Raw genomic sequence first — 22,466 nt, 5'->3', positions numbered from 1 at the left:
GAGCCCTCCCTGCGGGAGGGATCTGACCCCGGCTTCGTCGGCTCAGCCGGCCAGTTCGGCCGGCTCGCGCTCGATGCCGTACTTGCGCAGCTTTTCCACCAGGGTGGTGCGGCGCAGGCCCAGCAGCTGGGCGGCGTGGGCGACCACGCCCTGGGTGCGTTCCAGGGCTTCGTTGATCAGGCCCAGTTCGATGTTGGCCATGTGGTTGCGCAGGTCCAGGCCGTCGTCGGGCAGGGCCGCCGGGCCGTTGCCGCGGTTCACGGCAATGCCATGCTCCAGCGCCGGCTGGCCGCCGCTGCCGGGGGTGTGGAAGGAGAAGCTGCGCAGGTCCAGGCGGTCTTCGCTGGTGGCCACGGGCGCCGGGGCCGGGGCAGGCGCTACCGGGGCCAGCGCGGCATCGCCGCGGTAGCGGGCCGGCAGGTCCTGCACGCGCACCGAGCCACCCGGGTGCAGCACGGCCAGGCGCTCGACCAGGTTGGTCAGTTCGCGCACATTGCCCGGCCATTCGTAACCGGCCAGTGCCTGCAGGGCCTCGGGGGTGAAGCGCACTTCGCCACGGCCGGTGCGGGCCAGCTGCGCAGCGATGGTTTCCACCAGCGCAGGCAGGTCTTCGCGGCGCTCGCGCAGGGCCGGTACGTCGATCGGGAACACGTTCAGGCGGTAGAACAGATCCTCGCGGAACTTGCCTTCGGCGATGCGCGTTTCCAGATCGCGATGGGTCGCGGCGACCACGCGCACGTTGCAGCGGATGGTCTGGTTGCCGCCCACGCGTTCGAAGCTGCGTTCCTGCAGCACGCGCAGCAGCTTCACCTGCATCGGCAGGCTCATGTCACCGATTTCGTCCAGCAGCAGGGTGCCGCCCTCGGCCATTTCGAAACGGCCCTTGCGCGCGGTCAATGCGCCGGTGAAGGCGCCCTTTTCGTGGCCGAACAGTTCGCTTTCCAGCAGGTCGGCCGGAATGGCGCCGCAGTTGATCGCAACGAACGGGCCGTCACGGCGCGGTGAGCGCTGATGGATGGCGCGCGAGACGACTTCCTTGCCGGTGCCCGATTCGCCCAGCACCAGTACGGTGGTGTCGAAGGCGGCCACCTGTTCGATCATGGTGCGCAGGGTGGTCACCGCCGGGCCGGTGCCGGTTGGGCCCTGGTCCTGCACGGCGCCGGCCTGGTGCTCGGCATCCAGCCGCTTCAGGCTGGCACGGCGCAGCAGGGCTTCCATCTGCGCGTGGCGCAGCGGCGCTTCCAGCGGCCAGATGTTGGCTTCGTGCAGGCCATGCTGGTGGGCGAACGTGGCGGCATCGCCATTGGCCAGCAGCACCGGCGGCGGCAGGCTGCTGCCGCCCAGCCACGCGTACAGCGCGGTGCTGGCAGGGCTTTCGTCCAGGCTGCCGACGATCACCGCCATCCAGTCGTTCTGGCGCTGGCGGCCCAGGTCGAAATCGGCCGCGTCGGAGACCCAGCGCGGGTTGAAATCCATGAATTCCAGCAGGGCAACGGTGCGCTCGGCGCGCACGGCATCGTTGTCCAGTACAAGGATGCGCGATTCGCTCACGATCTATCCTCCCTGAGGCCTTCCAGGATCGGCATGACTTCCTGGATATAGGACAGTTTGCTGACGAAGTTGTCGGCGCCGGCGCGCAGCGCGTGTTCGCGGTGCTCGACGTCGTCGAAGTGGCTGGCAATCACGATGTACGGGGCATCATCCTGCGATTTGATCAGGCGAGTGGCCTGCAGGCCGCCCATTTCCGGCATGGCCAGATCCATCAGCACCACCTGCGGGCGCAGGCTTTCCGAGCGCTCGATCGCTTCCAGGCCGTTGCCGGCGCTGCCAACGATCTGCAGCCAGTCGATCTTGCGGAAATGACGCATGGCGGCGTTGATGAAACCTTCATGGTCATCGACCAGCAGCACTGTGAGCTTGTTCATGTCCAACATCCTTTTCAGCCCACCCGGGCCAGCTGGGGTTGCCTGGCGCTGATCCGGCGCCGTTCGCGGGCCGGAGCGATATCCAGTTGTTCGCGGTATTTTGCGACGGTTCGGCGGGCAATGTTCACCCCCTGTCGCGACAGCAGGCCGGCGATGGCCTCGTCGGCCAGCGGGCGACCGGCCGGTTCGGCGTCGATCAGGCGGCGCACCATGGCTTTCACGGCCTGCCCGGACACGCTGGCGCCTTCCAGGCGCACGGCGAAGAAGTGCTTCAGTTCGAAGGTACCGCGCGGGGTCTGCAGGTACTTGCCGGTGGTGATGCGCGAAACGGTGGATTCGTGCATGCCGATCTCTTCGGCCACTTCCTTCAGGGTCAGCGGTGCCATGGCTTCGTCGCCACGTACCAGGAAAGCAGCCTGGCGTTCAACGATGACCCGCGCGGTGCGCAGCAGGGTGTCGTAGCGCATGGACAGGCCGCGGCTGAACCAGCGGGCTTCCTGCAGCATTTCGCGCAGGGCAGGGGCAGCATCGGCGGTGTCGGCCAGGGCCTGTTCGTACTGGCTGTTGATCGACACGCGGCGGCTGGTGGCCGGGTTCAACGCCACCTTCCACTGCTCGTCGGCGTGCCAGGCCACCACGTCCGGTACCACGGCCACGTTGTTGTCGGTCTGCAGGCTGTCACCCGGGCGCGGCTGCAGCGACAGGATCAGGCGCACCGCTTCGCGCACGTCGTCCACTTCGGCATCGTGCTGGCGGGCCAGGGCCAGGTAGTCGTGGGCCGCCAGGGCGTCGAGCGCGCCTTCCAGGATGCGCCCGGCCAGGTGACGGCCCGGTACCAGGCCCTGCAGGCTGTACAGCTGGGCCAGCAGGCATTCGCGCAGGTCCTGCGCGGCCATGCCGGCCGGTTCGCCGTGCAGCAGCTGCTGGCGGATGGCTTCCACGCCTGCGGCGTCGACATCGAACTGGGCGCTGGCCAGCAGGTGCAGCTGGGCCAGCGGCGCCTGCAGGTAGCCGGCGTCATCGCAGTGTTCCAGCCAGAACGCGGCGATGGCCAGGCCACGGTCGTCCATATCCATCGCCAGGCGCTGCAGCACGCGCAACTGCGGATCGCTGGATTCACCGGCGGCGATGCGCGCCATGCGGTCATCATCGCCGTCCTGCCAGCTGGTGCCGGCCACGTCCCACATGGACGATTCGGGCAGTTCGTCGAACGCCGCCGTTTCCAGGCTGGTGGCGGTGGCATCGCTGGCCTCGGCAACGGGCGCTTCGGCTTCCTCGATTTCCAGCAGCGGGTTGGAATCAAGCAGGCGCTGGATTTCCTGTTCCAAGTGCAGGCCATCCAGCTGCAGCAGGCGGATCGACTGCAGCAGCTGCGGCGTCAGGTGTAGTTGTTGGCCCAGCTGGGTCGAGAGTGCGGCCTTCATGATGGTTCCCCGGCACCGCTCCCCGGTGCCTTGTGGAACACATCTTGCTTTTCATCCGGCAGGTCCGGAATCGGGGGGTTCCTGAGGCGCTTGGTTGAGTTCCCGACACGCTGTAGGGGGATTCCCTACAAAAGCGCGGGAAGTTGACGATGGCCGCGGCTAAATCGTTGATTGCTGGTGCGGGGGACCGGGTGAACGCGGTTCTGGCAGTACGGAAACCTGTCAGGGCCTGTCGGGGTGACGGGAAGTCGTCGCCAATGCAGGGCCCGGGGCGGTAGGGTCGACCGTTGGTCGACCGACGCGCAAGGCGCGGGTTTTCCGGCGGACGATCATTCCAGCTCGTGCTGGTGGCGAGCGGCCAGCAGCAGCAGATCGTTGGCGCGGCGACAGCCCAGCGATTCCATCATGCGCGCGCGATGGGTCTCCACCGTCTTCACGCTGATACCCAGGTCGGCGGCGATTTCCTTGTTGCTTTCGCCCTTGCCGATCTGCCGCAGGATCTCGCGCTGGCGCGGCGACAGCGCGGCAATGCCGGTGGGCTTTTCTCGGCCCAGCATGGGCGCCAGCATCTTGGCCGAGATCTGCGGGCTCAGGAACACCTGGCCGGCATGGGCGGCGCGCAGGGCCAGTTCCAGTTCCTGCGGCGCGGCATCCTTCACCACGAAACCCACGGCGCCGCGGTCCAGTGCATCGCGCACATGGGCGGCATCGTCATGCATGGTCATCATCACCACCCGGGTGCCGGGTGCGCGCAGGCGGATGTCGCTCAGCGCTTCCAGGCCGGTGCGACCGGGCAGGGAAAGATCCATCAGCACCACGTCGGGTGCATGCTGCAGGGCCAATTGCAGCGCCTGTTCGGCGTTGCTCGCTTCGGCCACCAGCTGCACGTCGGCAAACCCCTGCAACAGCCGCGCCAGGCCGGCGCGAACCAGAGTGTGATCGTCGACGATGAGAACTCGCACAGGCACGCAGCAGGTCCGTGAGGGGAGTTCACCTTAACTTAGCTGAACGGGCCCGCCAAGGCCCGTCGGCCACGCACTACGGTGACGGCGTTCAGCGCGCCCGGCGCGCTTCGGCAACCTGTCGACGGTGTAGACGGAAAAGGTGGCGTTCCATGGCCATTTCCAGGCCATCGCCCAGATGACTGAAGCGCAGCCACAGGAAGTGGCCGCCGCTGCCGTCGGCGGCCTCGGCCACCACCTCCACCGGCAGGTCGATATGGTCGGGCAGCCAATCGCTGGGCTGCAGGCGCACGACGCCGGCCTGGCCGGGGCTGGCTCCGCTGCGCGGGCCCAGTTGCAGGCGGATGCCACGGCGCGACCAGCGGACCGGGCGCAGAGGCAGGTCGTGGCCCTGTTGGCGTACCAGCCGGCCCAGCAGCACCATGGTCAGGTCCAGCTTGGCTTCCAGGCGCTGCAGCTGCAGGGTGGCCTCGCTGCGTTCCTCGTGCTCGTCAACCCTGCTGTCTTCCACCAGGGCCAGGCTGCGCAGCAGGGCTTCGGCATTGCCGGTGCGGCCCAGCGCGCTGCCGGCCTGGAACTCGGCGGGCAGGGCCAGTTCGCAGCTGAGCGTTTCGTCGAACAGCTCGCTTTCGGCCGGGTGGTGCAGCGAGGTGGTCGGCAGCAGGGTCATGCCAGCGATTCTGCCTGCAGGTATGCATGGGCAGCGCGAAGGGAGGTGCGGCCCTGCTGCAGGTGGCTGGCGGCTTCATCGCGCAGCAGGCGCATTCGCGCGCTCAGGTCGTGCTGGTGCTGCAGCAGGCCCTGCAGCGCATCGGCGCCCAGAATCGCACCGTGCACGTCCATGGCCTTGCGCAGGTTGGCATCGTACTGGCCCAGCAGCGCGGCGCAGTCTTCGCCCGAAGCGGTGGTCAGCGCAGCATCCAGCGCGTCCAGTTCGGCGTGCAGCGGGGCAAGCACGGCGTCCATCAGGCAGGGGCCCCGGCAGCGCGCTGGCGCTGGTCCTGCGGAATCGCATTCCAGGCCGCGTCGATCTCGGTCAGCAGCTGCAGGGCTTCCTGCAGGGCCACCACATCGTTGTGCAGGTTGGCTTCGGTCAGGCGCTGCTGCACGTAGTCGTACAGCGCCGACAGGTTGCCGGCGATCTCGCCGCCGGCCTCATGGTCCAGCGAACCATTGAGGTGGCCGACGATGGCGCAGGCCTCGCCGATGGCCTTGCCCTTGCGCGCCTGGTCGTTGCGCTCGATGCAGGCTTCGGCCAGGCGGATGCGTTCGCACGCTCCGGTCAGCAGCAGTGCAACCAACTTGTGCGGGTCGGCGTCGGACACGGCGGTGTTCACCCCGACCTTGCGGTACTGCTCTGCGTACTGACGGCTGGAACCGTACATTGAATGAGTCTCCTGGTTGGCCACCCGGCGCATGGCCTGTGCGTGGCATCAGGGCCCGCCACGGGCCCTGCAATGTGTTGCTGTTTGTATCGGCGCCGGCGGCGCCAAACTTGAGCGCCGCCGTGCGGGTTCAGCTGCTGGTCTTCTTGGCCAGCTGCTGGGTCAGGTAGTCGCTGGTGGTCTGCATCTGGCTGACCAGCGATTCCATCGAGGTGAACTGCTTGGTGTAGCGGGTGGACACCTGTTCCATGCGCGCATCCAGATCGTCCAGGCGCTTTTCCAGGTCCTTGATCTGCTTGTTCAGTGTGTTGGTGCGCTGGGTGATGGTGCCTGTGGTGGCGTCCAGGTTGCTCTTCAGCATGTCGGTCATCGACTTGCCGACCTTGCCGTCGGCGCCGAACAGGTTGCTGACCGATTCGGGATCCTTGGCGATGGCTGCGTCCAGCTTCGTGCTGTCCAGGCTCATGGTGCCGTCGGTGGCCAGGGTGATGCCCAGCGCCTTCAGTTCGTTCACGTTGGGGCTCATCTGCCCGCGCAGCTGCTGCTGCAGGCCGCGCACCATGGCATCGCCGGTCAGTGCCGAGGCCGTGTTGGTTTCGCTGTTATAGGCGGTGGCCGATTTCAGGGTGGTGTTGATCGCGTTGTAGGCGGTCACGAAGGCGGTCAGGTTGGCCTTCAGCGCGCTGTTGTCGCGGCCGATGGTCAGGGTCTGCTTCACGTCCGGGTTGGCCTTGGTCAGCGTGAGCGTGACGCCCGGCACCAGGTCGGAAATCGTGTTGGAGCTGGAGGTACGGGTGAAGCCGTCCACGATCACGATCGCGTCCTTGGCTTCCACCATCACTTCCATCTTCGAGGCGGCGGTGCCGTCGTAGGCCAGGTCATCCAGGGTGCCGTTGCCGCCGGACGGGGTGACCGTGATCGCGCCGGCTTCGCCGGAGTCCACCGCGGTCAGTACCAGGTGCTGGCCATCGTCGGCGGTCACCACCGAAGCGACCACGCCCTTGCCGGCCGAGGCCTTGTTGATCGCCTTGGCCACGTCGGCCAGCTTGCTGTCGGCGGCAATATCCACTTCCAGGCTGGTGTCGCCGTAGCCGATCGTCAATTTACCGCCGCCGATCGCCGCATCCTTGTCGAAGGCTTTGGAACTGAGCTTCTGGTTCTGTGCCAGCTGCTGTACCTGCACCTGGTGGGTGCCGGCCACCGGGCTGGTGGCGTTGTCGCCGGTATCGACCGCGGCGGTGAAGGTGGCATCGGTGCCGAGCGTGGTCTTGTAGCCGGGGTTGTCGGCGCTCTTCACCAGGGTGGCCAGCGCGGTCTGCAGGTTGGCCAGGCCACTCTTGATGGTGCTGATGGCCGACAGCTTCGAGGTCGCAGCCGTGCCCAGCGCGTTGATCTGGTTTTCCTGGGGCTCGCGCTCCTTGGCAACCAGCTGCGCAACCAGGGTGGGGATGTCGAGACCGGTACCGATGGTGCCGATGGCCATGAGAAGTCCTTGTGCTGTGGGCGGGAGAAGCCACTGCCGTTGCAATGGCTATCGGCCGCCGGAATGGAAGCTTGAGCGCACATGCGTGCGCCGATGCATGCGCCGTTGCAAGGCCCGTGCCAGCCGGGGTGCGCGCGCGGTGCCGGTGGCCGCGCCCTGGACGCAGAAAGGCCGCCCGAAGGCGGCCTTTCCTAGGTGTTGCTTGAACCGGTGCGGGGGATCAGCCCTGCAGCAGGCTCATCACGCTGGACGGCGACTGGTTGGCCTGGGCCAGCATCGCGGTACCGGCCTGCTGCAGGATCTGCGTGCGGGTCAGTTCAGCGGTTTCCTTGGCGTAGTCGGTGTCGCGGATACGGCTGCGCGAGGCCGACAGGTTTTCCGAGGTGGTGTTCAGGTTGGCGATGGTGGAGGTGAAGCGGTTCTGGATCGCACCCATGTCGGCGCGCGAGGAGTTCACTGCGGTCAGCGCCTTGTCGACCACGGCCAGCGCCTGCTGTGCACCGGCCACGCTGCCGATGTCCAGGTCAGCAGCAAAGGTCTTGCTGGTCGGGGCGCCGGTGGAAGCGGTGAAGGTCGGAGCGGTGGTGGCAGCCGGGGTAGCGGCGGTGTTGGTCCAGGTGCCGGCGGTCACGCCGAAGGCGGTGAAGGCGCCCGAGGCGTTCACGCTGTCCTTGATCGCGGTCAGGTTGATCTTGGTGGCATCGGTGCCGTCAACCTGGGCGTAGACGCCGGTCTGGTCCATCTTTTCATTGATGGCGGCGGCCACGGCCTTGGCGGCGGCGCCCTGCATGTCAGCGGCGGTGGTGCCGGTGGCCTTCACCTCGATGTCGCCCAGGTCGATGGCCTTGCCATCCGAACCGGTCACCTTCATGCCGGTGATCTTCAGGCCTTCGCCAGCGGTGACGGCGGTGGCGCCGATGGTCAGCGAGTTCGAGTCGAACTGGGCGCCGCCCAGTGCGTTGGCGCTGGCGTTGACGATGCTGTTGATGCCGATGGTCTGGCCCGAATCAGCGCCGACCTGGAACAGTGCGCCGGAGAACGAACCGTCCAGCAGCTTGGTGCCGTTGAAGTTGGTCTGGCGGGAAACGCGGTCGATTTCCGAAACCAGCTGCTTCACTTCGGCGTTCAGTGCTTCACGGTCGCTGTCGGAGTTGGTGGCGTTGGCCGACTGCACCGACAGTTCACGGATACGCTGCAGGTTGTTGCCGATTTCGACCATCGCGCCTTCGGCGGTCTGGGCCAGCGAGATGCCGTCGTTGGCGTTGCGCACGGCAACGTCCAGACCGCGGATCTGGGTGCCGAAACGCTCGGAGATGGCCAGGCCGGCGGCGTCGTCCTTGGCGCTGTTGATGCGCAGGCCCGAGGACAGGCGCTGGATGGTGGTCGCCAGGCTGGAACCGCTGGTGGACAGGTTGCGCTGGGCGTTCAGCGACATCACGTTGGTATTGATGACTTGTGCCATTTTCTTGCTCCTGGTGGCGATGATGTCGCCGACGGTTGAGAGGCCTCCCGTAGGAGGGGCCGCTGCAGTTGGAATGCCTCGGCTGAAATCAATAACGGCGACATGTCAACCGTCTTTAGCAGGAATTTGGCCGTGTTTTGCTGAGTGTGTTCATGCGTGCACGGTGTGGCCCGACAGCGGAACTGCAGACGCAGAAAAGCCGCCCGAAGGCGGCGTTCTGCGTTCATTGCGCGGCGGCGGGAATCAACCCTGCAGCAGGCTCATCACGCTCTGCGGTGCCGAGTTGGCCTGGGCCAGCATCGCGGTACCGGCCTGCTGCAGGATCTGCGTGCGGGTCAGTTCAGCGGTTTCCTTGGCATAGTCGGTGTCGCGGATACGGCTGCGCGAGGCCGACAGGTTTTCCGAGGTGGTGTTCAGGTTGGCAATGGTGGAGGTGAAGCGGTTCTGGATCGCACCCATGTCGGCACGCGAGGAGTTCACCGCGGTCAGCGCCTTGTCGACGATCGACAGGGCCTGCTGTGCACCGGCCACGCTGGAAATGTCCAGGTTCGAGGCGTACTGGGCATCGATGCCGGTGGCCGCGGCGGTGGCGGTGTAGCCGGTCGGTGCGGTGTTGCCGGTCCAGGTGCCGAAGTCGATGTCGATGGCGTTGAAGGTGCCGTCGGCGGCGATGGTGTTCTGCACCGAGGTCAGGTTGATCTTGCCGGCGGTGGCGTCCACTTCGGCGTACACACCGGTCTGGTCCATCTTCTCGTTGATGGCGGTGGCGATGGCAGCGGCGGTGGCCTTCTGGGTGGCGGCCTCGTCAACACCGGCCTTCACGTTGATGTCCGCCAAGGTGATTTCCTTGCCGTCCGAACCGGTCACCTTCATGCCGGTGATCTTGACGTCGGCATTGTTGCCGGCGGTCTGCGCTGCAACGGTGAAGTCGTTGGCGTCGAACTTCACGCCGCCCAGGGCATTGGCGCTGGCGTCGACGATGCTGTTGATGCCGATGGTCTGGCCCGAATCGGCGCCGACCTGGAACAGTGCGCCGGAGAACGAACCGTCCAGCAGCTTGGTGCCGTTGAAGTTGGTCTGGCGGGACACGCGGTCGATTTCCGAGACCAGCTGCTTCACTTCGGCGTTCAGTGCTTCACGGTCGCTGGTGGAGTTGGTGGCGTTGGCCGACTGCACCGACAGTTCACGGATACGCTGCAGGTTGTTGCCGATTTCGACCATCGCGCCTTCGGCGGTCTGGGCCAGCGAGATGCCGTCGTTGGCATTGCGCACGGCAACGTCCAGGCCGCGGATCTGGGTGCCGAAACGCTCGGAGATGGCCAGGCCGGCGGCGTCGTCCTTGGCGCTGTTGATGCGCAGGCCCGAGGACAGGCGCTGGATCGTGGTGGCGAGGCTGGAGCCGCTGGTCGACAGGTTGCGCTGTGCGTTCAGGGACATCACGTTGGTGTTGATGACTTGTGCCATTGCCGTTCTCCGAGAGTTGTATCTGGTGCTGGAAAGGGGAGGTCCCCGGGGGAGGACCGCGGGGGTGTTGTGCCCCGTTGATACCAATAACGACACCCCGCGCCAGACCTTTAGGGATTGCGCGAAAAGTTTTTTCGCCAATGTCAACGGGGGCGTGATTCCGCTCGCGCCCAGACGCAGAAAGGCCGCCCGAAGGCGGCCTTTCCGTGGTGTTGCATGAACCGGTGCGGGGGATCAGCCCTGCAGCAGGCTCATCACGCTGGACGGCGACTGGTTGGCCTGGGCCAGCATCGCGGTACCGGCCTGCTGCAGGATCTGCGTGCGGGTCAGTTCAGCGGTTTCCTTGGCATAGTCGGTGTCGCGGATACGGCTGCGCGAGGCCGACAGGTTTTCCGAGGTGGTGTTCAGGTTGGCAATGGTGGAGGTGAAGCGGTTCTGGATCGCACCCATGTCGGCGCGCGAGGAGTTCACCGCCTTCAGCGCATCGTCAACGATCGACAGGGCCTTCTGGGCGCCGGCGATGCTGGAGATGTCGACCTTGCTGACCGTGGACGATTCGGTGGCGTCGACCTTGGTGGCCGAGATGCCGGCGAAGGCCGGGGCCAGGTCGGCGTCGGTGGTGGTGCCGGCGGTGAATTCCAGCGCTTGGCCCGACTTCAGCGAGGTCAGGGTCATCTTGCCGGCGTCGTCCAGCTCGGCGTAGACGCCGGTCTGGTCCATCTTGTCGTTGATGGCATTGACGGTCTTCTTGGCCACCGACAGGGCGGTATCACCGGCCTTGAAGGCGATGTCACCGATGTCCTGGCCGTTTACCTTCAGGCCGGTCACCTTGCCATCAGCGGCAGCCGCGTCGCCGTAGATGGCTGCGGTGCTGGTCTGGGTCGCAGCGTACTTGCCTTCGCCCAGGGCGCTGGTGCTGGCATTGACGATGCTGTTGATGCCGATGGTCTGGCCCGAATCGGCGCCGATCTGGAACAGCGCGCCGGAGAACGAACCGTCCAGCAGCTTGGTGCCGTTGAAGTTGGTCTGGCGGGAAACGCGGTCGATTTCCGAAACCAGCTGGTTCACTTCGGCGTTCAGCGCTTCGCGGTCGCTGTCGGAGTTGGTGGCATTGGCCGACTGCACCGACAGTTCGCGGATACGCTGCAGGTTGTTGCCGATTTCAACCATCGCGCCTTCGGCGGTCTGGGCCAGCGAGATGCCGTCGTTGGCGTTGCGCACGGCCACGTCCAGGCCACGGATCTGGGTGCCGAAACGCTCGGAGATCGCCAGGCCGGCGGCGTCGTCCTTGGCGCTGTTGATGCGCAGGCCCGAGGACAGGCGCTGGATCGTGGTCGCCAGGCTGTTGCCGCTGGTGGACAGATTGCGCTGAGCGTTCAGCGACATCACGTTGGTATTGATGACTTGTGCCATTTTTTCTCTTCCTGTGGGCGAAGGCCGGCGCCAGGTGGCCGACCGATGCACGACGCGAAGGTGTTTCGCGTTTGCAAGGTCCAGTAACGGCGCCAGGAAGGCGGTCTTTAGTACAAACGCCAACGCCACCGTCCCGAGGGGCGGTGGTTGGGTGCCGCAGCCCAGGCGGACTGCGGTTCAGCGGCCTTCGTCGCGCGGCCCGGGGGAGTGCCGCGCGACGAAGGCGCCTGCTCAGCGGATCGCGTTGAACAGCGACATCTGCTGCATCTGGGTAAAGATCGTCTGCGCGGCCTGCAGCGCGATCTGTTCAAGCTGGTACTGGCCCACGGCTTCGGCGTAATCCAGGTCGCGGATCGACGACAGCGTGGTTTTCAGGGTGACCGCGTTGGATTCACGGGTGGCGGCGGCATCGTCGATGGCTTTCAGCTGCGCACCGCCGGCCGAGCGCGCGTCGATGAACTGTTCGGCGGCGCGGGCGATATCGCGGATGCCCGACTGCAGTGCGTTCTGCTGGTTGGCCACCTCGGCGGGGGTGTTGGCGGCGGTGTTCAGCGCGTCGATCATGCCCTGCACCGTGGAAAACACATCGCGGGTGCCCGAGGGGCCGATGCTGAAACTGTCGCCGGCCGCGGGCGTGCCTTCGATACGCATCGACACGCCTTCGAAGCTGATGTCCTCGCCGGCCTTGAACGTGCCGGTGCCGACCACGGTGCCGGTGGAATCGAGCACTTCGTACTGATCGGCAGCGGTAAAGTTCAAGGAATAGCTGCCGCCATTCCAATTGCCGGAAGAAGAATTCAAACCGAACGTAGTGAGCACGCCATTGCCGGTATTGCCGGCTGCAGCCGCACCATCCAGGGTGCCATCGCCGGTGCGGATGCGCAGGAAAATCTCGCTGCCGGGCAGGGCGTCCTTCACGAAGGTGTCCGGTGCCACTTCCACCTGGCGCTGGGTCTGATCGCCGTTGTAGCTGACCGTGCCGTTGCTCAGCTTGAACGGCGCGTCGGCATCGTCGGTGCCGCCGAACAGGTAGCGGCCGGTGCCGTCGGTGGTGTTGGCCAGCGACAGCAGGCTGTCGTACACCGTCTGCAGTTCCGAGCCGATCGACTTCAGGTCGGCCGCCGACAGGGCAGGGTTGTTGGCCTGCAGGGTCAGTTCGGTGATGCGTGCCATCAATTCGTTGGCGCCGGACAGGGCGTTTTCCTGCAGGCCCAGACGGTTCTGCACCACGTCGGCGTTGGATTTGAAGCGGTCCAGTTCGGCCACTGCGCGGTCCAGGCTGACCGCGGTGCCGGCGGCGACCGGGTCGTCCTTGGCCGACACCAGGCGCTGGCCGGTGGCCAGCTGCTGTTCCAGGTGGCTCATCTTGGCCTGCTTGGACAACATCAGCGAGACGGACTGGCTGAACATCATCCCGGTGGAAATGCGGTTGTTCATCGCGATACAGCTCCCAGGATGGTCTGGAACATGGTGTCGGCAGTGGAAATCAGCTGCGAGGCGGCCTGGTAGGCCTGTTGCAGGCGCAGCATGTCGGCGGCTTCTTCATCCAGGTTCACCCCGGAAATCGAATCGCGCGCGGACTGCGCCTGGTCGGTGATCACCTGCTGCGCATCCAGCGAATATTCCGCTGCACGGGCGGCGGCGCCCACCTGCGTGGTCAGCCCGCCCAGTGCGCCGTTCAACGTGATGGTGCCGGCGTTGAATGCCTTGGCGTCCTCGACCTTGGCCAGGGCCAGGGCATTGCTGTTGTCGGACGAGCCGACCGGGGTGGGGGTGATGTTGAAGGTATCGCCGGTCTTCGGCGCGCCATCGAGCACGAAACTCCAGCCATTGGCGGTGATCGCCTGGCCGGCGGTGTAGGTGAACGGTCCATTGCCATCGATGGTGTATTCGGTGGCCGAGGTGAACACGATTGCGGCAGGGTTGCGCAGGTTCGCGTTGCTGGCGTCGGCCACCTTCACGTCGCTCAGCTTGCCGGTGCCGGTGTTGGCCAGCGCGGCGCCGCCCTTGATCGGCGCGGCCGCGGCCAGGCGCGAGGTATCGGTGATCGCCACGCCAATGCTGCCGGCCACGCCCGCGGTGGGCTGCAGCAGGAAGCGGTCGTTGATGGCCGGGGTGCCGCTCACCACCAGCTCCACGCCATTGATCTTCAGCGGATCGGTGGCGGTGCCGGTACCGGTCATGGCCACGCTGGCGCCGGTATCCGAACGCATCGCCAGCCACTGGGTGCCGTCGTACTTCAGCACGATGTTCTGTGCATCCAGCGATGACAGGTCGCCGTAGCTGGCGGTGATCGAGGCAGTGCCGGTGTTGCTGGTATTGCCGGTCACCCGCGGGCTGCCGATGTTGAACAGATCGCCGCCCATGTTGCCGTACAGATCCACGCCGTTGCGATGGGTCTCGTTGAACGTGGTCGCCAGGCCCACCGCCAGCTTGCCCAGTTCGGCCTGGGCCGGGGTCAACACGGTGTCGCGGAATTCCAGCATGCCGCCGACCTGGCCGCCCAGCTGCTTCGGGTCCAGGGTGATCTTGCCGCCCTGGGTCTGCAGCGCCAACTGCAGGCGCTCGGGCTGGTAGGGGTCGGTGACCGTGGTCACCTTCGAGGCGGTGGTGCCGACCACCAGGGCCTGGCCGCCGGCGGTGTAGACGTTCAGGGTGCCGCCATCCTGGGCCACGGCGGTGCCGCCGGTGTAGCCCACCAGGTTGGCGATCAGCTGGTCACGACGGTCCAGCAGGTCGGGCGCAGCGGTGGCCGCATTGCTGCCGATCACCCCGTTGATCTGGGCGATTTCCGCAGCCAGCCGGTTGATTTCCGTGGCGGCCGCGGTCAGGCCGTTGTTCACTTCGCTGTTGAGCGTGTTCAGGCTGTTGTTGAGCTGTTGGAAGCGGTTGGCCAGCGTGTTGGCGCTGTCCAGCACGTTCTGCCGGTCGGCGCTGCCCGATGCGTTGGACGACAGGCCGCTGACCGAATCGAAGAAGTTGGACCACACGCCGGACACATTGGTGGCGGTGTCCGAGAACAGCGCATCGACGCGGTCGGCCATGGTGGAAAGCTGCTTCAACCGCGCCAGTTCGCCGCTGCTGTCCAGCAGGCGGGAAATGGCCAGCTGGTCGGCGGTGCGGCGGATGTCAACGATACGCGTACCGTTGCCGACATCGCCGTAGCCGAAGTTCTGCGGATCGGCGGTGGCGAAGTCGACCTTCTGCCGGCTGTAGCCGGGCGTGTTGATGTTGGCGACGTTGTGGCTGGTCGTCGCCAGAGCACGCTGGAAGGCGAGCAGGGCGTTGGTACCGGTGGAAAGGACGCTGGACATGGGGTTCCTTAACGGCGAGTGATACCCAGCGCCGCGGTTGCGGTGCTGGCGAAGGTCTGGCCAAGGCGGGCGCCGGCATCGGTCACCGCGGCAACCGCGCGTTCGATGGTCGGGCCACCGGCAATAGCGGCGATCTTGGCGGCGTAGCTCGGGTCAGTTGCGTAGCCGGCGCGCTGCAGGCCACGGGCGAAGCCCTGCACATCGGTGCCGGCCTGCAGGGCCTGCTGGTAGCGCGGGCTGGTCTTCAGCAGACGCACGTAGTCGGCGAAGCTTTCGGCCGGCGAGCTGTAGGCGCGGAAGCTGGCGGTTTCGTTACGACGCACGCCATCCACGTATTCGTGGGTGCCGGCCACCGCGCTCTGGCCTTTCCAGCCGGTGGCCTTGATGCCGAACAGGTTGTGCGAGGTGCTGCCGTCGGCATGCTTGATCTGGCGCTTGCCCCAGCCGGTTTCCAGCGCGGCCTGGGCCACCAGGGCGCGGGCATCCACGCCCAGTTCCTTGGCTGCGTTCTGTGCGTGCGGCCAGATGCTGGCCACGAAGCCTTCCGGTGTGTGCGCGCCCAGCTGGGCCACGGCGGTGCGGCTGGCCAGCGCGTCGGCGGCGGTGCCGGTACTGCCACGGTTGCTGGCCGTGGGCGCCCACTGGTCGCTGGCGGCGGCCCAATCGGCACCGCCAATGCTGCCCGCATACGGATCCTCGGTGCCCAGCGCACGGTGCGCGCTGCTGCTCTCGCGGCCGGCAATCAGGTCCAGCGCCTGTTCCATCGGTGCCACCGACGATTGCGCGCCGTCCTGCACGCCGGCGGACATCTGCTGCAGGATGCGCAGTGCGTTGCTGGCATCTTCCAGCGGCAGCGACGGCGCCTGCGCCGGTGCGTTCAACTGGTAGGCGCGGCTGGCCTTGGCCGGGTCCACGCGGGTGTCCAGCGCCGGGGCGTCGCCCTGGTTGCCGGACAACTGGCGGGCGATGGTTTCGTGCAGGCCCAGGCCCTTGCCGCGGGTCAGGGTCTCGGCAATCTTCTGGTCGTACATGTCCCGGAAGACCTTGTTTTCACCCGGGAACAGCGAATCGCCGAAGCTGGCATCGCGCATGCTCTTCACCAGCATCTGCGCGAACTGGCCTTCCAGTTGGCGTGCGACCTTGTCGATCTTGGCCGGATCGTTCTGCTGCGTCGGGTGCAGCTCAAGGGCGGGGGTGATACGCATGTCAGATCACCTCAAGCTCGGCGCTCAGCGCACCGGCCTGCTTCAGGGCTTCCAGGATCGCGATCAGGTCACCCGGCGCGGCACCCACCGCGTTCACCGCGTGCACGATCTCGTCCAGGCTGGTGCCGCCGCTGAACTTGAACATGCGACTGCCATCGTTGGTGGCGGTAATGGTCGATTGTGGGGTTACCACGGTCTGGCCACCGGCCAACGCGTTGGGCTGGCTGACGTTGGCGTTTTCCTGGATGGTCACGGTCAGCGAGCCGTGCGAGATGGCTGCCGGCCCCACGCGCACCTGCTGGCCGATCACCACGGTGCCGGTGCGCGAATTGACCACCACCTTGGCCGGCGCGCTGCCCGGGGTCAGTTCCAGGTTTTCAATGCGGGCCAGCAGACCGATGCGGGCACCGGGGTCGGTGGGCGCACGCACGGCCACGGTCACGCCGTCCACCGCACGCGCGGCGCCTTCGCCGAAGGCGTTGTTCAGCGCACCAACCATGCGCGAGACGGTGGTGAAATCGTTGTTGTGCAGGTTCAGGGTGATCTCGCCGTTGGCACCGAATACATCGGGCAGCGCACGTTCAACGGTGGCACCGCCGGGAATGCGGCCCACGCTCGGCACGTTCACCGAAACACGCGAACCATCCTTGCCCTGCGCACCGAAGCCGCCCACGATCAGGTTGCCCTGGGCGATGGCGTAGATCTGGCCGTCGGCACCGCGCAGCGGCGCCATCAGCAGCGAACCGCCGCGCAGCGACACGGCGTTGCCGATGGAAGACACGGTGATGTCGATCGGCTGGCCGGGCTTGGCGAACGGCGGCAGTTCGGCGTGGATCGCCACGGCGGCCACGTTCTTCAACTGCGGGTTTACGTTGGCGGGCACGTTCACGCCCAGCTCGCCCAGCAGGTTCTTCAGGCTCTGCACGGTGAACGGCGCCTGGCTGGTGCGGTCGCCGCTGCCATCCAGACCCACCACCAGGCCGTAGCCAACCAGCGCGTTGCCGCGCACGCCGCCCACCTGGGCCAGGTCCTTGATGCGCTCGGCACTGGCGGGGGGCGCCACGGCCAGCAGCAGGAAGAATGCTCCGTAGAGCGACGCCATGCGTCGCTGCCACGCGGAAGAGAAGAGAGAGTTCATGACAGTACTCAGAACGGCGCCAGCGCCGAATTGAAGAAGCGGCTCAGCCAGCCCATGGCGTTGGACTGCGCCACGGCACCACGGCCGCCGTAGACGATGCGGGCCTCGGCCACGCGGCTGGACGGCACGGTGTTGTCCTGGTTGATGTCACCGGCGCGCACGATGCCCTGCACCTGCACCAGTTCGTCGCCCTGGTTCAGGCGCAGGTTCTTCTGCCCCTGTACTACCAGGTTGCCGTTGGGCAGGCGCTGCACCACCGTGACCGTCACGCTGCCCTGCAGGCGGTTGCTCTGCGCGCTGTTGCCCTTGCCGGTGAACTCGCGTTCGCCATTGGCGCTGGCGCTCAGGATGTCCTTGCCGCCCAGGGTGACTGGTGCGCCGAACAGCGAAGGTGAGCCGATGGTCAGGCCCGATTCCTTGCTGGTGGCGGTGTTGGCACTGGTCTGCGCGGTGGTGTTTTCCAGCAGGGTGATGGTCAGCAGATCACCGACATCGCGGGCGCGGCGGTCGGCATACAGGTTCAGCGTCGGGCCGGCGGCATAGATGGCGCCGGCGGTGGGCGCGGCCTGCATCGGCACGATCGGCTGCACCGGCGCCATGGCCGGGTAGGGGCGCACGTCGCCGGCAATCACGCAGCCGCCCAGCAGGGCGGTCACGGCGCAGCACAGCGCGGTGCGGGCGAGGGTAGAGAAGGGCGACATGGCGGTATCCCGGTGGTTGCGGTCAGACGTTCTGGTTCAGGTAGCCGAGCATGGCGTCGGTGGTGGAAATGGCCTTGGCGTTCATTTCGTAGGCGCGCTGGGTTTCGATCATCGACACCAGCTCTTCCACCACGTTCACATTGCTGCCTTCCAGCGCACCCTGCACCACGGTGCCCAGACCGTTCAGGCCGGGGTTGCCGTTCTGTGCGGGACCCGATGCCGTGGTTTCCAGGAACAGGTTTTCACCGCGGGCCTGCAGGCCGGCCGGGTTCACGAAATCGGTCAGGGTCAGTGCGCCCACTTCCACCGAAGCGGCGTCGTCGGCCATCTTTACGCTGATGGTGCCGTCGCTGCCGATGGTGACCGACTGCGCGCCTTCGGGGATCTGGATGCCCGGCTGCACCGGATAGCCGGTGTTGGTTACCAGCTCGCTGTCCTGGTTGATCTTGAACGAGCCATCACGGGTGTACGCGGAACTGCCGTCGGGCAGCTGCACTTCGAAGAAGCCACGGCCGTTGACCATCACGTCCAGCGCGCGGCCGGTCTGCTGCTGGCTGCCCTGTTCGAAGTTCTTCGAGGTGGCCACCACGCGCACGCCGGTACCCAGCTGCAGGCCGGTCGGCAGCTGCGTCTGTGCCGAACTGGCGCCGCCGGGCTGGCGCACCTGTTGGTACAGCAGGTCTTCGAAGCTGGCGCGGTCCTGCTTGAAACCGGTGGTGTTGGTATTGGCGAGGTTGTTGGAAACCACCGACATGCGCGTCTGCTGCGCATCCAGTCCGGTTTTTGCGATCCACAATGCCTGGTTCATCTTCGGAATCCTGTCTGGCTGAAGCGGGCCGCGCGGTGCGGCCGTTGGTGAAGGCTGTGCAAGCGGTGTGCCAACGCCGGCCCATGCCGGCGCCGGAATTCCGTCAGCCGCCCAGGCGCAGCAGGCTGTTGGCGCTGCGCGCGTTCTCGTCGCCGTGCTTGATTACCTGCACCTGCATTTCGTACTGCCGCTGCAGCTGGATCATCTGCACCAGCGCGCCGGCGGCGTCCACGTTGCTGCCTTCCAGCTGGCCGCTGTGCACGGTGGCGCCCTGCGCCTGGGCGAAGGGCTGCTGCGGGTCGGTGTTGCGGAAGAGGCCATCCAGGCCGCGTTCCAGGCGTTCGTCCGGCGCCTGCACGATCTTGATGCGGCCGATCATCGCCATGGTCTGCGGGCCTTCGCCCTGCGGAATGATCGAGATCGTGCCGTCGTTGCCCACTTCCATCGCCTGGTAGGGCGGAATGGCGATCGGGTTGTTGTTGTCATCCAGCACCGCACGGCCGCTGGAGGTCACCAGCTGGCCGTTGGGGGTGACCGACAGCGCGGCCCCCCGGGTATAGGCTTCGCTGCCATCGGTGGCCTGCACGGCCAGCCAGGTGCCGGTCTGCAACGACAGGTCCAGCGGCTTGCCGGTGATGTGCTGCGCGCCGGCGCCGCGGTTGAAACCGGCGTCGACGTGCAGCGCATCCACCCGCGAGGCATAGCCCTGCCCACGGATCGGGAAGGCTTCGGTGTTGGCCAGCGCTTCCTTGAAGCCGGGGGTGTCCGAGTTGGCGAGGTTGTGGCTGAGCGTACCCTGCGCCTGCAGGGAGGCGCGGGCACCGGTCATCGCCACGTAAAGGGCTTTATCCATGCGGGGAGTTCCGTGACAGGGTCAGCAGCTCATCAACGGATGTTGATGACGGTCTGGGTGATCTGGTCCTGCGTGGTGATCATCTGCGCGTTGGCCTGGAAGTTGCGCTGGGCCACGATCATGTTCACCAGCTGCTCGGTCAGGTCCACGGTGGACGATTCCAGCGCGCCGGCCTGGATCTTGCCCAGGTTCGAGGTGTCCGGAGAGCCGGTGCGCGGGGTGCCCGAGTCGAAGGTTTCCACCCACAGGTTGTTGCCCTTGGCTTCCAGGCCCTGCGGATTGTTGAAGGTGGTCAGTGCCACCTGGCCCAGCGCCTTGTCATCGCCGTTGGAATAGCGGGCAAACACCACGCCGCTTTCCGAAACGGTGATTTCATTGAGCTTGCCGGCCGCGTAGCCGTCCTGCTGGGTGTTGCGCAGGGCGAACTTCTCGCCGTACTGGGTCGATCCGGTCACATCCAGGGTCATGTTCAGCACGCCCGCACCCGTGGTCGGGGTGAACGCGCCCAGGCTGATCTTGCCGTCGGCCGGGTCGATCAGGGTGCCGGCGTTGTCGAATTCCAGATCGGTGGGCGTGCCCGCGGCCTGGCCGTCAACGTAGTTGTGCACGCGCCACTGGTTCACGCCCGGCAGCTTTTCGAAGTACGAGACCTGGGTGTGGCTGACGCCCAGCGAGTCGTACACGGTGATGCCGCCGCTGGAGAAGTTGTAGCTGTTCGAATCGGTCGGGTCGAAGGTGCCCACGGTCGGCACGCTGGCATTGGCCGGCAGGGTGAAGCCCACCTTCACTTCGCTGGTCTGCTTGGGCGGGCTGTCGGTGGTCAGCAGCTGCAGGTCGACCAGGCGGCCGGCATCGAAGTTGGTGCCATCGGCGTTCGGCGCGAACACCTGCAGGCGTGCACCCTGCGGGTTGATCACGTAGCCGGCCGAATCGGTCTGGAAGTTGCCGGCGCGGGTGTAGACGCGCGCACCGTTCATGTTCATGGTGAAGAAGCCCTCACCGGAAACGGCCATGTCCAGGCTGCGCCCGGTCTGCTCGTTGTTGCCCTGCAGGAACTGCTGGGCGACGTTGGAGACGCGCACGCCCGAACCGATCGAGTTCTTCGACAGGCCATAGCTGGTGGCCGAGAACAGGTCGGCGAATTCGGCGCGCGATTCCTTGAAGCCGGTGGTGTTGACGTTGGCGACGTTGTTGGCGGTGACGCTCAGGTCGGAGTTGGCGGCATTGATGCCCGACAGCGAAATGTTGAAGCCCATGGGATGCTCCTGGTAGATGCGGGATGTGCGGCTCAGCTGACGCGGAGCACGTAGTCGATCGGGGCCGTGCCCAGGCCCTTCAGGTTCAGGTACAGGCCGTCCGAGCCGACGGTCACGCTTTCCACCGGCGCCTGCACATAGGTGGACAACTTGGTTTCCGCGCCAGCGGTGTCGGTGTGGGTGGCGGCAATGGTGTAATCGCCGGCAGCCACGCGGTTGCCGTTGGCATCCTTGCCGTCCCACTCGAAGGCGGTTTCGCCGGCGGCGGTAGCTTCAACACTCAGCTGGGTGACCGTGTTGCCGTTGGCATCGGTCACCGTCACGTTCACGATGCCGGCGCCCGGTGCGGCAACCACGCCGCTGGCACCGCCTTCATCGCCCAGCACCATCTTGGTGGAAGGCACCAGCACTTCGTGGCCGACCAGTGCCGCGCCGCGCAGCACCTGGTCGCTGGCCATCGATTCCTGGAAGCCCTGCACCGTGGTGTTCAGATCGGTAATGCCCTGCACGGTGGACATCTGCGCCATCTGCGCGACCATCTGCGTGTTGTCCATCGGCTTCAGCGGGTCCTGGTGCTGCAGCTGTTCGGTCATCAGGCGCAGGAAGTCGGCCTGGTCCAGCGTGCTCTTGCGCGTGCTGGCATTGCTGTTGGGGGCAGTCAGGCCCAGGGCGCTGTAAACGTCCTGGCTGGTCTGGGTAGAGACGGTGGTCATCGGGTAATCCTCAGGGGTCCGCCTCAGCGGCCCATGGTCAGGGTGGCCAGGGCCAGTTCCTTGGCGGTGGTCAGCATTTCCACGCCGGCCTGGTAATTGCGCGAGGTCGAGATCAGGTTGACCATCTGCGCCACCGGGTCCACGTCGGGCTGGTAGATGTAGCCTTCGGCGTCGGCCAGCGGGTGGCCTGGCTCGTAGCGCTTGATCGGCGCTGCTTCGCTCTGGCTGATTTCCTTCACCTTCACCGAAGTGACATTCGGATCGGTCTTGCTGGTAACGGCCTGGAAGATCGGCTCCAGCGGCTTGTACACCGCGTCGGCCGAGCCGGCGATGCTGTCAGCGTTGGACAGGTTGGAGGCGATGGTGCTCATGCGCACCGACTGCGCCTGCAGCGCGGAACCGGCGATATCGAAGATCGGCAGATTGCTCATGGCTTATTGCCCCGTGATCGCGGTGAGCATGGAACGCACCTTGCTTTCGACGAAGCTGAGCGAGGCGCGGTACTCCAGGGCGGCACGGCCATAGGCGGCGCGCTCTGCATCGGGGTCGACGGTGTTGCCGTCCAGGCTGGGCTGCACCCCTTCACGGGCCACCTGGAACGGGTTCAGGCCACTACTGATTTCGTAGTGCTGCTCGTTGGTGGTGGTCATCAGACCGTTGGCATCCAGTCCCTGGGCGTGGCGCAGGGCGGCATCGAAGTCCAGGTCCTGGGCCTTGTAGCCGGGGGTGTCGGCGTTGCCGAGGTTGCTGGCGATCAGCTTCATGCGCTGTTCGCGCAACGGCATGGCCTGGGCGTGGACACCCAGGTAATCGGTAATCAGGTTGCGCACGATGCACTCCCACAGGAACGTTGCCCGGGAAGCTGCAAGCGGTGTGCCAAAGCATGGGTGGCGCCGGGGGGGGGGGGGCGGCCGGGGGGGGGGGGGGGGGGGGGGGGGGGGGGGGGGGGGGGGGGGGGGG

At 66.4% G+C, this 22,466-nt stretch carries 22 protein-coding genes; all 22 read right to left on the bottom strand.

Going from position 1 to position 22,466, the window contains the following annotated elements; translation table 11 throughout:
* Positions 1–42 precede the first annotated feature (42 nt).
* A complete protein-coding gene (locus tag IAE58_RS04475) occupies positions 43–1,551 on the bottom strand; it encodes a sigma-54 dependent transcriptional regulator (protein WP_199933026.1) in 1,509 nt (502 codons plus the stop codon).
* The gene (locus tag IAE58_RS04470) at positions 1,548–1,925 is read right to left on the bottom strand and encodes a response regulator transcription factor (RefSeq protein WP_049460600.1); all 378 of its coding nucleotides are present in this window, start codon (positions 1,923–1,925) and stop codon (positions 1,548–1,550) included. The genes IAE58_RS04475 and IAE58_RS04470 overlap by 4 nt, the downstream gene beginning before the upstream one ends.
* A 14-nt stretch (positions 1,926–1,939) precedes the next feature.
* Complete coding sequence (gene rpoN / locus IAE58_RS04465) at positions 1,940–3,349, bottom strand: RNA polymerase factor sigma-54 (protein ID WP_199933027.1); 1,410 nt, start codon at positions 3,347–3,349, stop codon at positions 1,940–1,942.
* A 329-nt stretch (positions 3,350–3,678) separates the two neighbouring features.
* A complete protein-coding gene (locus IAE58_RS04460) occupies positions 3,679–4,311 on the bottom strand; it encodes a response regulator transcription factor (protein WP_049460605.1) in 633 nt (210 codons plus the stop codon).
* A 91-nt stretch (positions 4,312–4,402) separates the two neighbouring features.
* The gene (locus tag IAE58_RS04455; protein ID WP_108749566.1) at positions 4,403–4,981 is read right to left on the bottom strand and encodes a PilZ domain-containing protein; all 579 of its coding nucleotides are present in this window, start codon (positions 4,979–4,981) and stop codon (positions 4,403–4,405) included.
* A complete protein-coding gene (locus IAE58_RS04450) occupies positions 4,978–5,277 on the bottom strand; it encodes a hypothetical protein (protein WP_108761954.1) in 300 nt (99 codons plus the stop codon). The genes IAE58_RS04455 and IAE58_RS04450 overlap by 4 nt, the downstream gene beginning before the upstream one ends.
* Positions 5,277–5,696, bottom strand: coding sequence for a flagellar export chaperone FliS (gene fliS, locus IAE58_RS04445; RefSeq protein ID WP_049460610.1), 420 nt, complete (start codon positions 5,694–5,696; stop codon positions 5,277–5,279). The genes IAE58_RS04450 and fliS overlap by 1 nt, the downstream gene beginning before the upstream one ends.
* A gap of 130 nt (positions 5,697–5,826) precedes the next feature.
* Positions 5,827–7,179: a flagellar filament capping protein FliD gene (gene fliD / locus IAE58_RS04440; protein WP_108756134.1), complete on the bottom strand. Its 1,353-nt coding sequence runs from the start codon at positions 7,177–7,179 to the stop codon at positions 5,827–5,829.
* A gap of 220 nt (positions 7,180–7,399) precedes the next feature.
* Positions 7,400–8,641, bottom strand: a complete 1,242-nt coding sequence (locus IAE58_RS04435) for a flagellin (RefSeq protein ID WP_199933028.1) — start codon at positions 8,639–8,641, stop codon at positions 7,400–7,402.
* A gap of 243 nt (positions 8,642–8,884) precedes the next feature.
* On the bottom strand, positions 8,885–10,105 hold the full coding sequence (locus IAE58_RS04430; protein WP_108761958.1) for a flagellin: 1,221 nt from the start codon (positions 10,103–10,105) through the stop codon (positions 8,885–8,887).
* 234 nt (positions 10,106–10,339) lie between these two features.
* Positions 10,340–11,518: a flagellin gene (locus IAE58_RS04425; protein WP_199933029.1), complete on the bottom strand. Its 1,179-nt coding sequence runs from the start codon at positions 11,516–11,518 to the stop codon at positions 10,340–10,342.
* 231 nt (positions 11,519–11,749) lie between these two features.
* A complete protein-coding gene (gene flgL, locus IAE58_RS04420; protein ID WP_199933030.1) occupies positions 11,750–12,955 on the bottom strand; it encodes a flagellar hook-associated protein FlgL in 1,206 nt (401 codons plus the stop codon).
* Complete coding sequence (gene flgK, locus IAE58_RS04415) at positions 12,952–14,832, bottom strand: flagellar hook-associated protein FlgK (RefSeq protein ID WP_199933031.1); 1,881 nt, start codon at positions 14,830–14,832, stop codon at positions 12,952–12,954. Before flgK ends, flgL begins: the two co-directional genes overlap by 4 nt.
* 8 nt (positions 14,833–14,840) lie before the next feature.
* Positions 14,841–16,037, bottom strand: coding sequence for a flagellar assembly peptidoglycan hydrolase FlgJ (gene flgJ, locus IAE58_RS04410; protein WP_199933032.1), 1,197 nt, complete (start codon positions 16,035–16,037; stop codon positions 14,841–14,843).
* Position 16,038: 1 nt separating this feature from the next.
* A complete protein-coding gene (locus IAE58_RS04405; protein ID WP_199933033.1) occupies positions 16,039–17,139 on the bottom strand; it encodes a flagellar basal body P-ring protein FlgI in 1,101 nt (366 codons plus the stop codon).
* Positions 17,140–17,183: 44 nt separating this feature from the next.
* The gene (gene flgH, locus IAE58_RS04400; protein ID WP_199933034.1) at positions 17,184–17,876 is read right to left on the bottom strand and encodes a flagellar basal body L-ring protein FlgH; all 693 of its coding nucleotides are present in this window, start codon (positions 17,874–17,876) and stop codon (positions 17,184–17,186) included.
* A gap of 22 nt (positions 17,877–17,898) precedes the next feature.
* Positions 17,899–18,684, bottom strand: a complete 786-nt coding sequence (gene flgG / locus IAE58_RS04395) for a flagellar basal-body rod protein FlgG (protein ID WP_049461063.1) — start codon at positions 18,682–18,684, stop codon at positions 17,899–17,901.
* A gap of 103 nt (positions 18,685–18,787) precedes the next feature.
* Positions 18,788–19,537: a flagellar basal body rod protein FlgF gene (locus IAE58_RS04390; RefSeq protein WP_199933035.1), complete on the bottom strand. Its 750-nt coding sequence runs from the start codon at positions 19,535–19,537 to the stop codon at positions 18,788–18,790.
* A gap of 32 nt (positions 19,538–19,569) precedes the next feature.
* Positions 19,570–20,793, bottom strand: a complete 1,224-nt coding sequence (gene flgE / locus IAE58_RS04385; RefSeq protein WP_199933036.1) for a flagellar hook protein FlgE — start codon at positions 20,791–20,793, stop codon at positions 19,570–19,572.
* Positions 20,794–20,825: 32 nt separating this feature from the next.
* A complete protein-coding gene (locus tag IAE58_RS04380; protein WP_049461069.1) occupies positions 20,826–21,506 on the bottom strand; it encodes a flagellar hook capping FlgD N-terminal domain-containing protein in 681 nt (226 codons plus the stop codon).
* Positions 21,507–21,529: 23 nt separating this feature from the next.
* Positions 21,530–21,937 carry a flagellar basal body rod protein FlgC gene (gene flgC / locus IAE58_RS04375; protein WP_108749581.1) on the bottom strand — a complete coding sequence of 136 codons (408 nt, stop codon included), beginning with the start codon at positions 21,935–21,937 and terminating at the stop codon, positions 21,530–21,532.
* A 3-nt stretch (positions 21,938–21,940) separates the two neighbouring features.
* Positions 21,941–22,336, bottom strand: coding sequence for a flagellar basal body rod protein FlgB (gene flgB / locus IAE58_RS04370; protein ID WP_075075988.1), 396 nt, complete (start codon positions 22,334–22,336; stop codon positions 21,941–21,943).
* Positions 22,337–22,466 lie beyond the last annotated feature (130 nt).

This window comes from Stenotrophomonas sp. S49 (genome assembly GCF_016624905.1).
In the GTDB taxonomy this organism is placed as follows: Bacteria; Pseudomonadota; Gammaproteobacteria; order Xanthomonadales; family Xanthomonadaceae; genus Stenotrophomonas.
This window is presented reverse-complemented; position numbering and strand designations above follow the sequence as displayed.

Excerpts from the sequence above, each read along its gene's own strand:
- IAE58_RS04470 (WP_049460600.1), bottom strand. The coding sequence starts at position 1,925 with ATGAACAAGCTCACAGTGCTGCTGGTCGATGACCATGAAGGTTTCATC.
- rpoN (WP_199933027.1), bottom strand. The coding sequence starts at position 3,349 with ATGAAGGCCGCACTCTCGACCCAGCTGGGCCAACAACTACACCTGACG.
- IAE58_RS04455 (WP_108749566.1), bottom strand. The coding sequence starts at position 4,981 with ATGACCCTGCTGCCGACCACCTCGCTGCACCACCCGGCCGAAAGCGAG.
- IAE58_RS04450 (WP_108761954.1), bottom strand. The coding sequence starts at position 5,277 with ATGGACGCCGTGCTTGCCCCGCTGCACGCCGAACTGGACGCGCTGGAT.
- fliS (WP_049460610.1), bottom strand. The coding sequence starts at position 5,696 with ATGTACGGTTCCAGCCGTCAGTACGCAGAGCAGTACCGCAAGGTCGGG.
- fliD (WP_108756134.1), bottom strand. The coding sequence starts at position 7,179 with ATGGCCATCGGCACCATCGGTACCGGTCTCGACATCCCCACCCTGGTT.
- IAE58_RS04435 (WP_199933028.1), bottom strand. The coding sequence starts at position 8,641 with ATGGCACAAGTCATCAATACCAACGTGATGTCGCTGAACGCCCAGCGC.
- IAE58_RS04430 (WP_108761958.1), bottom strand. The coding sequence starts at position 10,105 with ATGGCACAAGTCATCAACACCAACGTGATGTCCCTGAACGCACAGCGC.
- IAE58_RS04425 (WP_199933029.1), bottom strand. The coding sequence starts at position 11,518 with ATGGCACAAGTCATCAATACCAACGTGATGTCGCTGAACGCTCAGCGC.
- flgL (WP_199933030.1), bottom strand. The coding sequence starts at position 12,955 with ATGAACAACCGCATTTCCACCGGGATGATGTTCAGCCAGTCCGTCTCG.
- flgK (WP_199933031.1), bottom strand. The coding sequence starts at position 14,832 with ATGTCCAGCGTCCTTTCCACCGGTACCAACGCCCTGCTCGCCTTCCAG.
- flgJ (WP_199933032.1), bottom strand. The coding sequence starts at position 16,037 with ATGCGTATCACCCCCGCCCTTGAGCTGCACCCGACGCAGCAGAACGAT.
- IAE58_RS04405 (WP_199933033.1), bottom strand. The coding sequence starts at position 17,139 with ATGGCGTCGCTCTACGGAGCATTCTTCCTGCTGCTGGCCGTGGCGCCC.
- flgH (WP_199933034.1), bottom strand. The coding sequence starts at position 17,876 with ATGTCGCCCTTCTCTACCCTCGCCCGCACCGCGCTGTGCTGCGCCGTG.
- flgG (WP_049461063.1), bottom strand. The coding sequence starts at position 18,684 with ATGAACCAGGCATTGTGGATCGCAAAAACCGGACTGGATGCGCAGCAG.
- IAE58_RS04390 (WP_199933035.1), bottom strand. The coding sequence starts at position 19,537 with ATGGATAAAGCCCTTTACGTGGCGATGACCGGTGCCCGCGCCTCCCTG.
- flgE (WP_199933036.1), bottom strand. The coding sequence starts at position 20,793 with ATGGGCTTCAACATTTCGCTGTCGGGCATCAATGCCGCCAACTCCGAC.
- IAE58_RS04380 (WP_049461069.1), bottom strand. The coding sequence starts at position 21,506 with ATGACCACCGTCTCTACCCAGACCAGCCAGGACGTTTACAGCGCCCTG.
- flgC (WP_108749581.1), bottom strand. The coding sequence starts at position 21,937 with ATGAGCAATCTGCCGATCTTCGATATCGCCGGTTCCGCGCTGCAGGCG.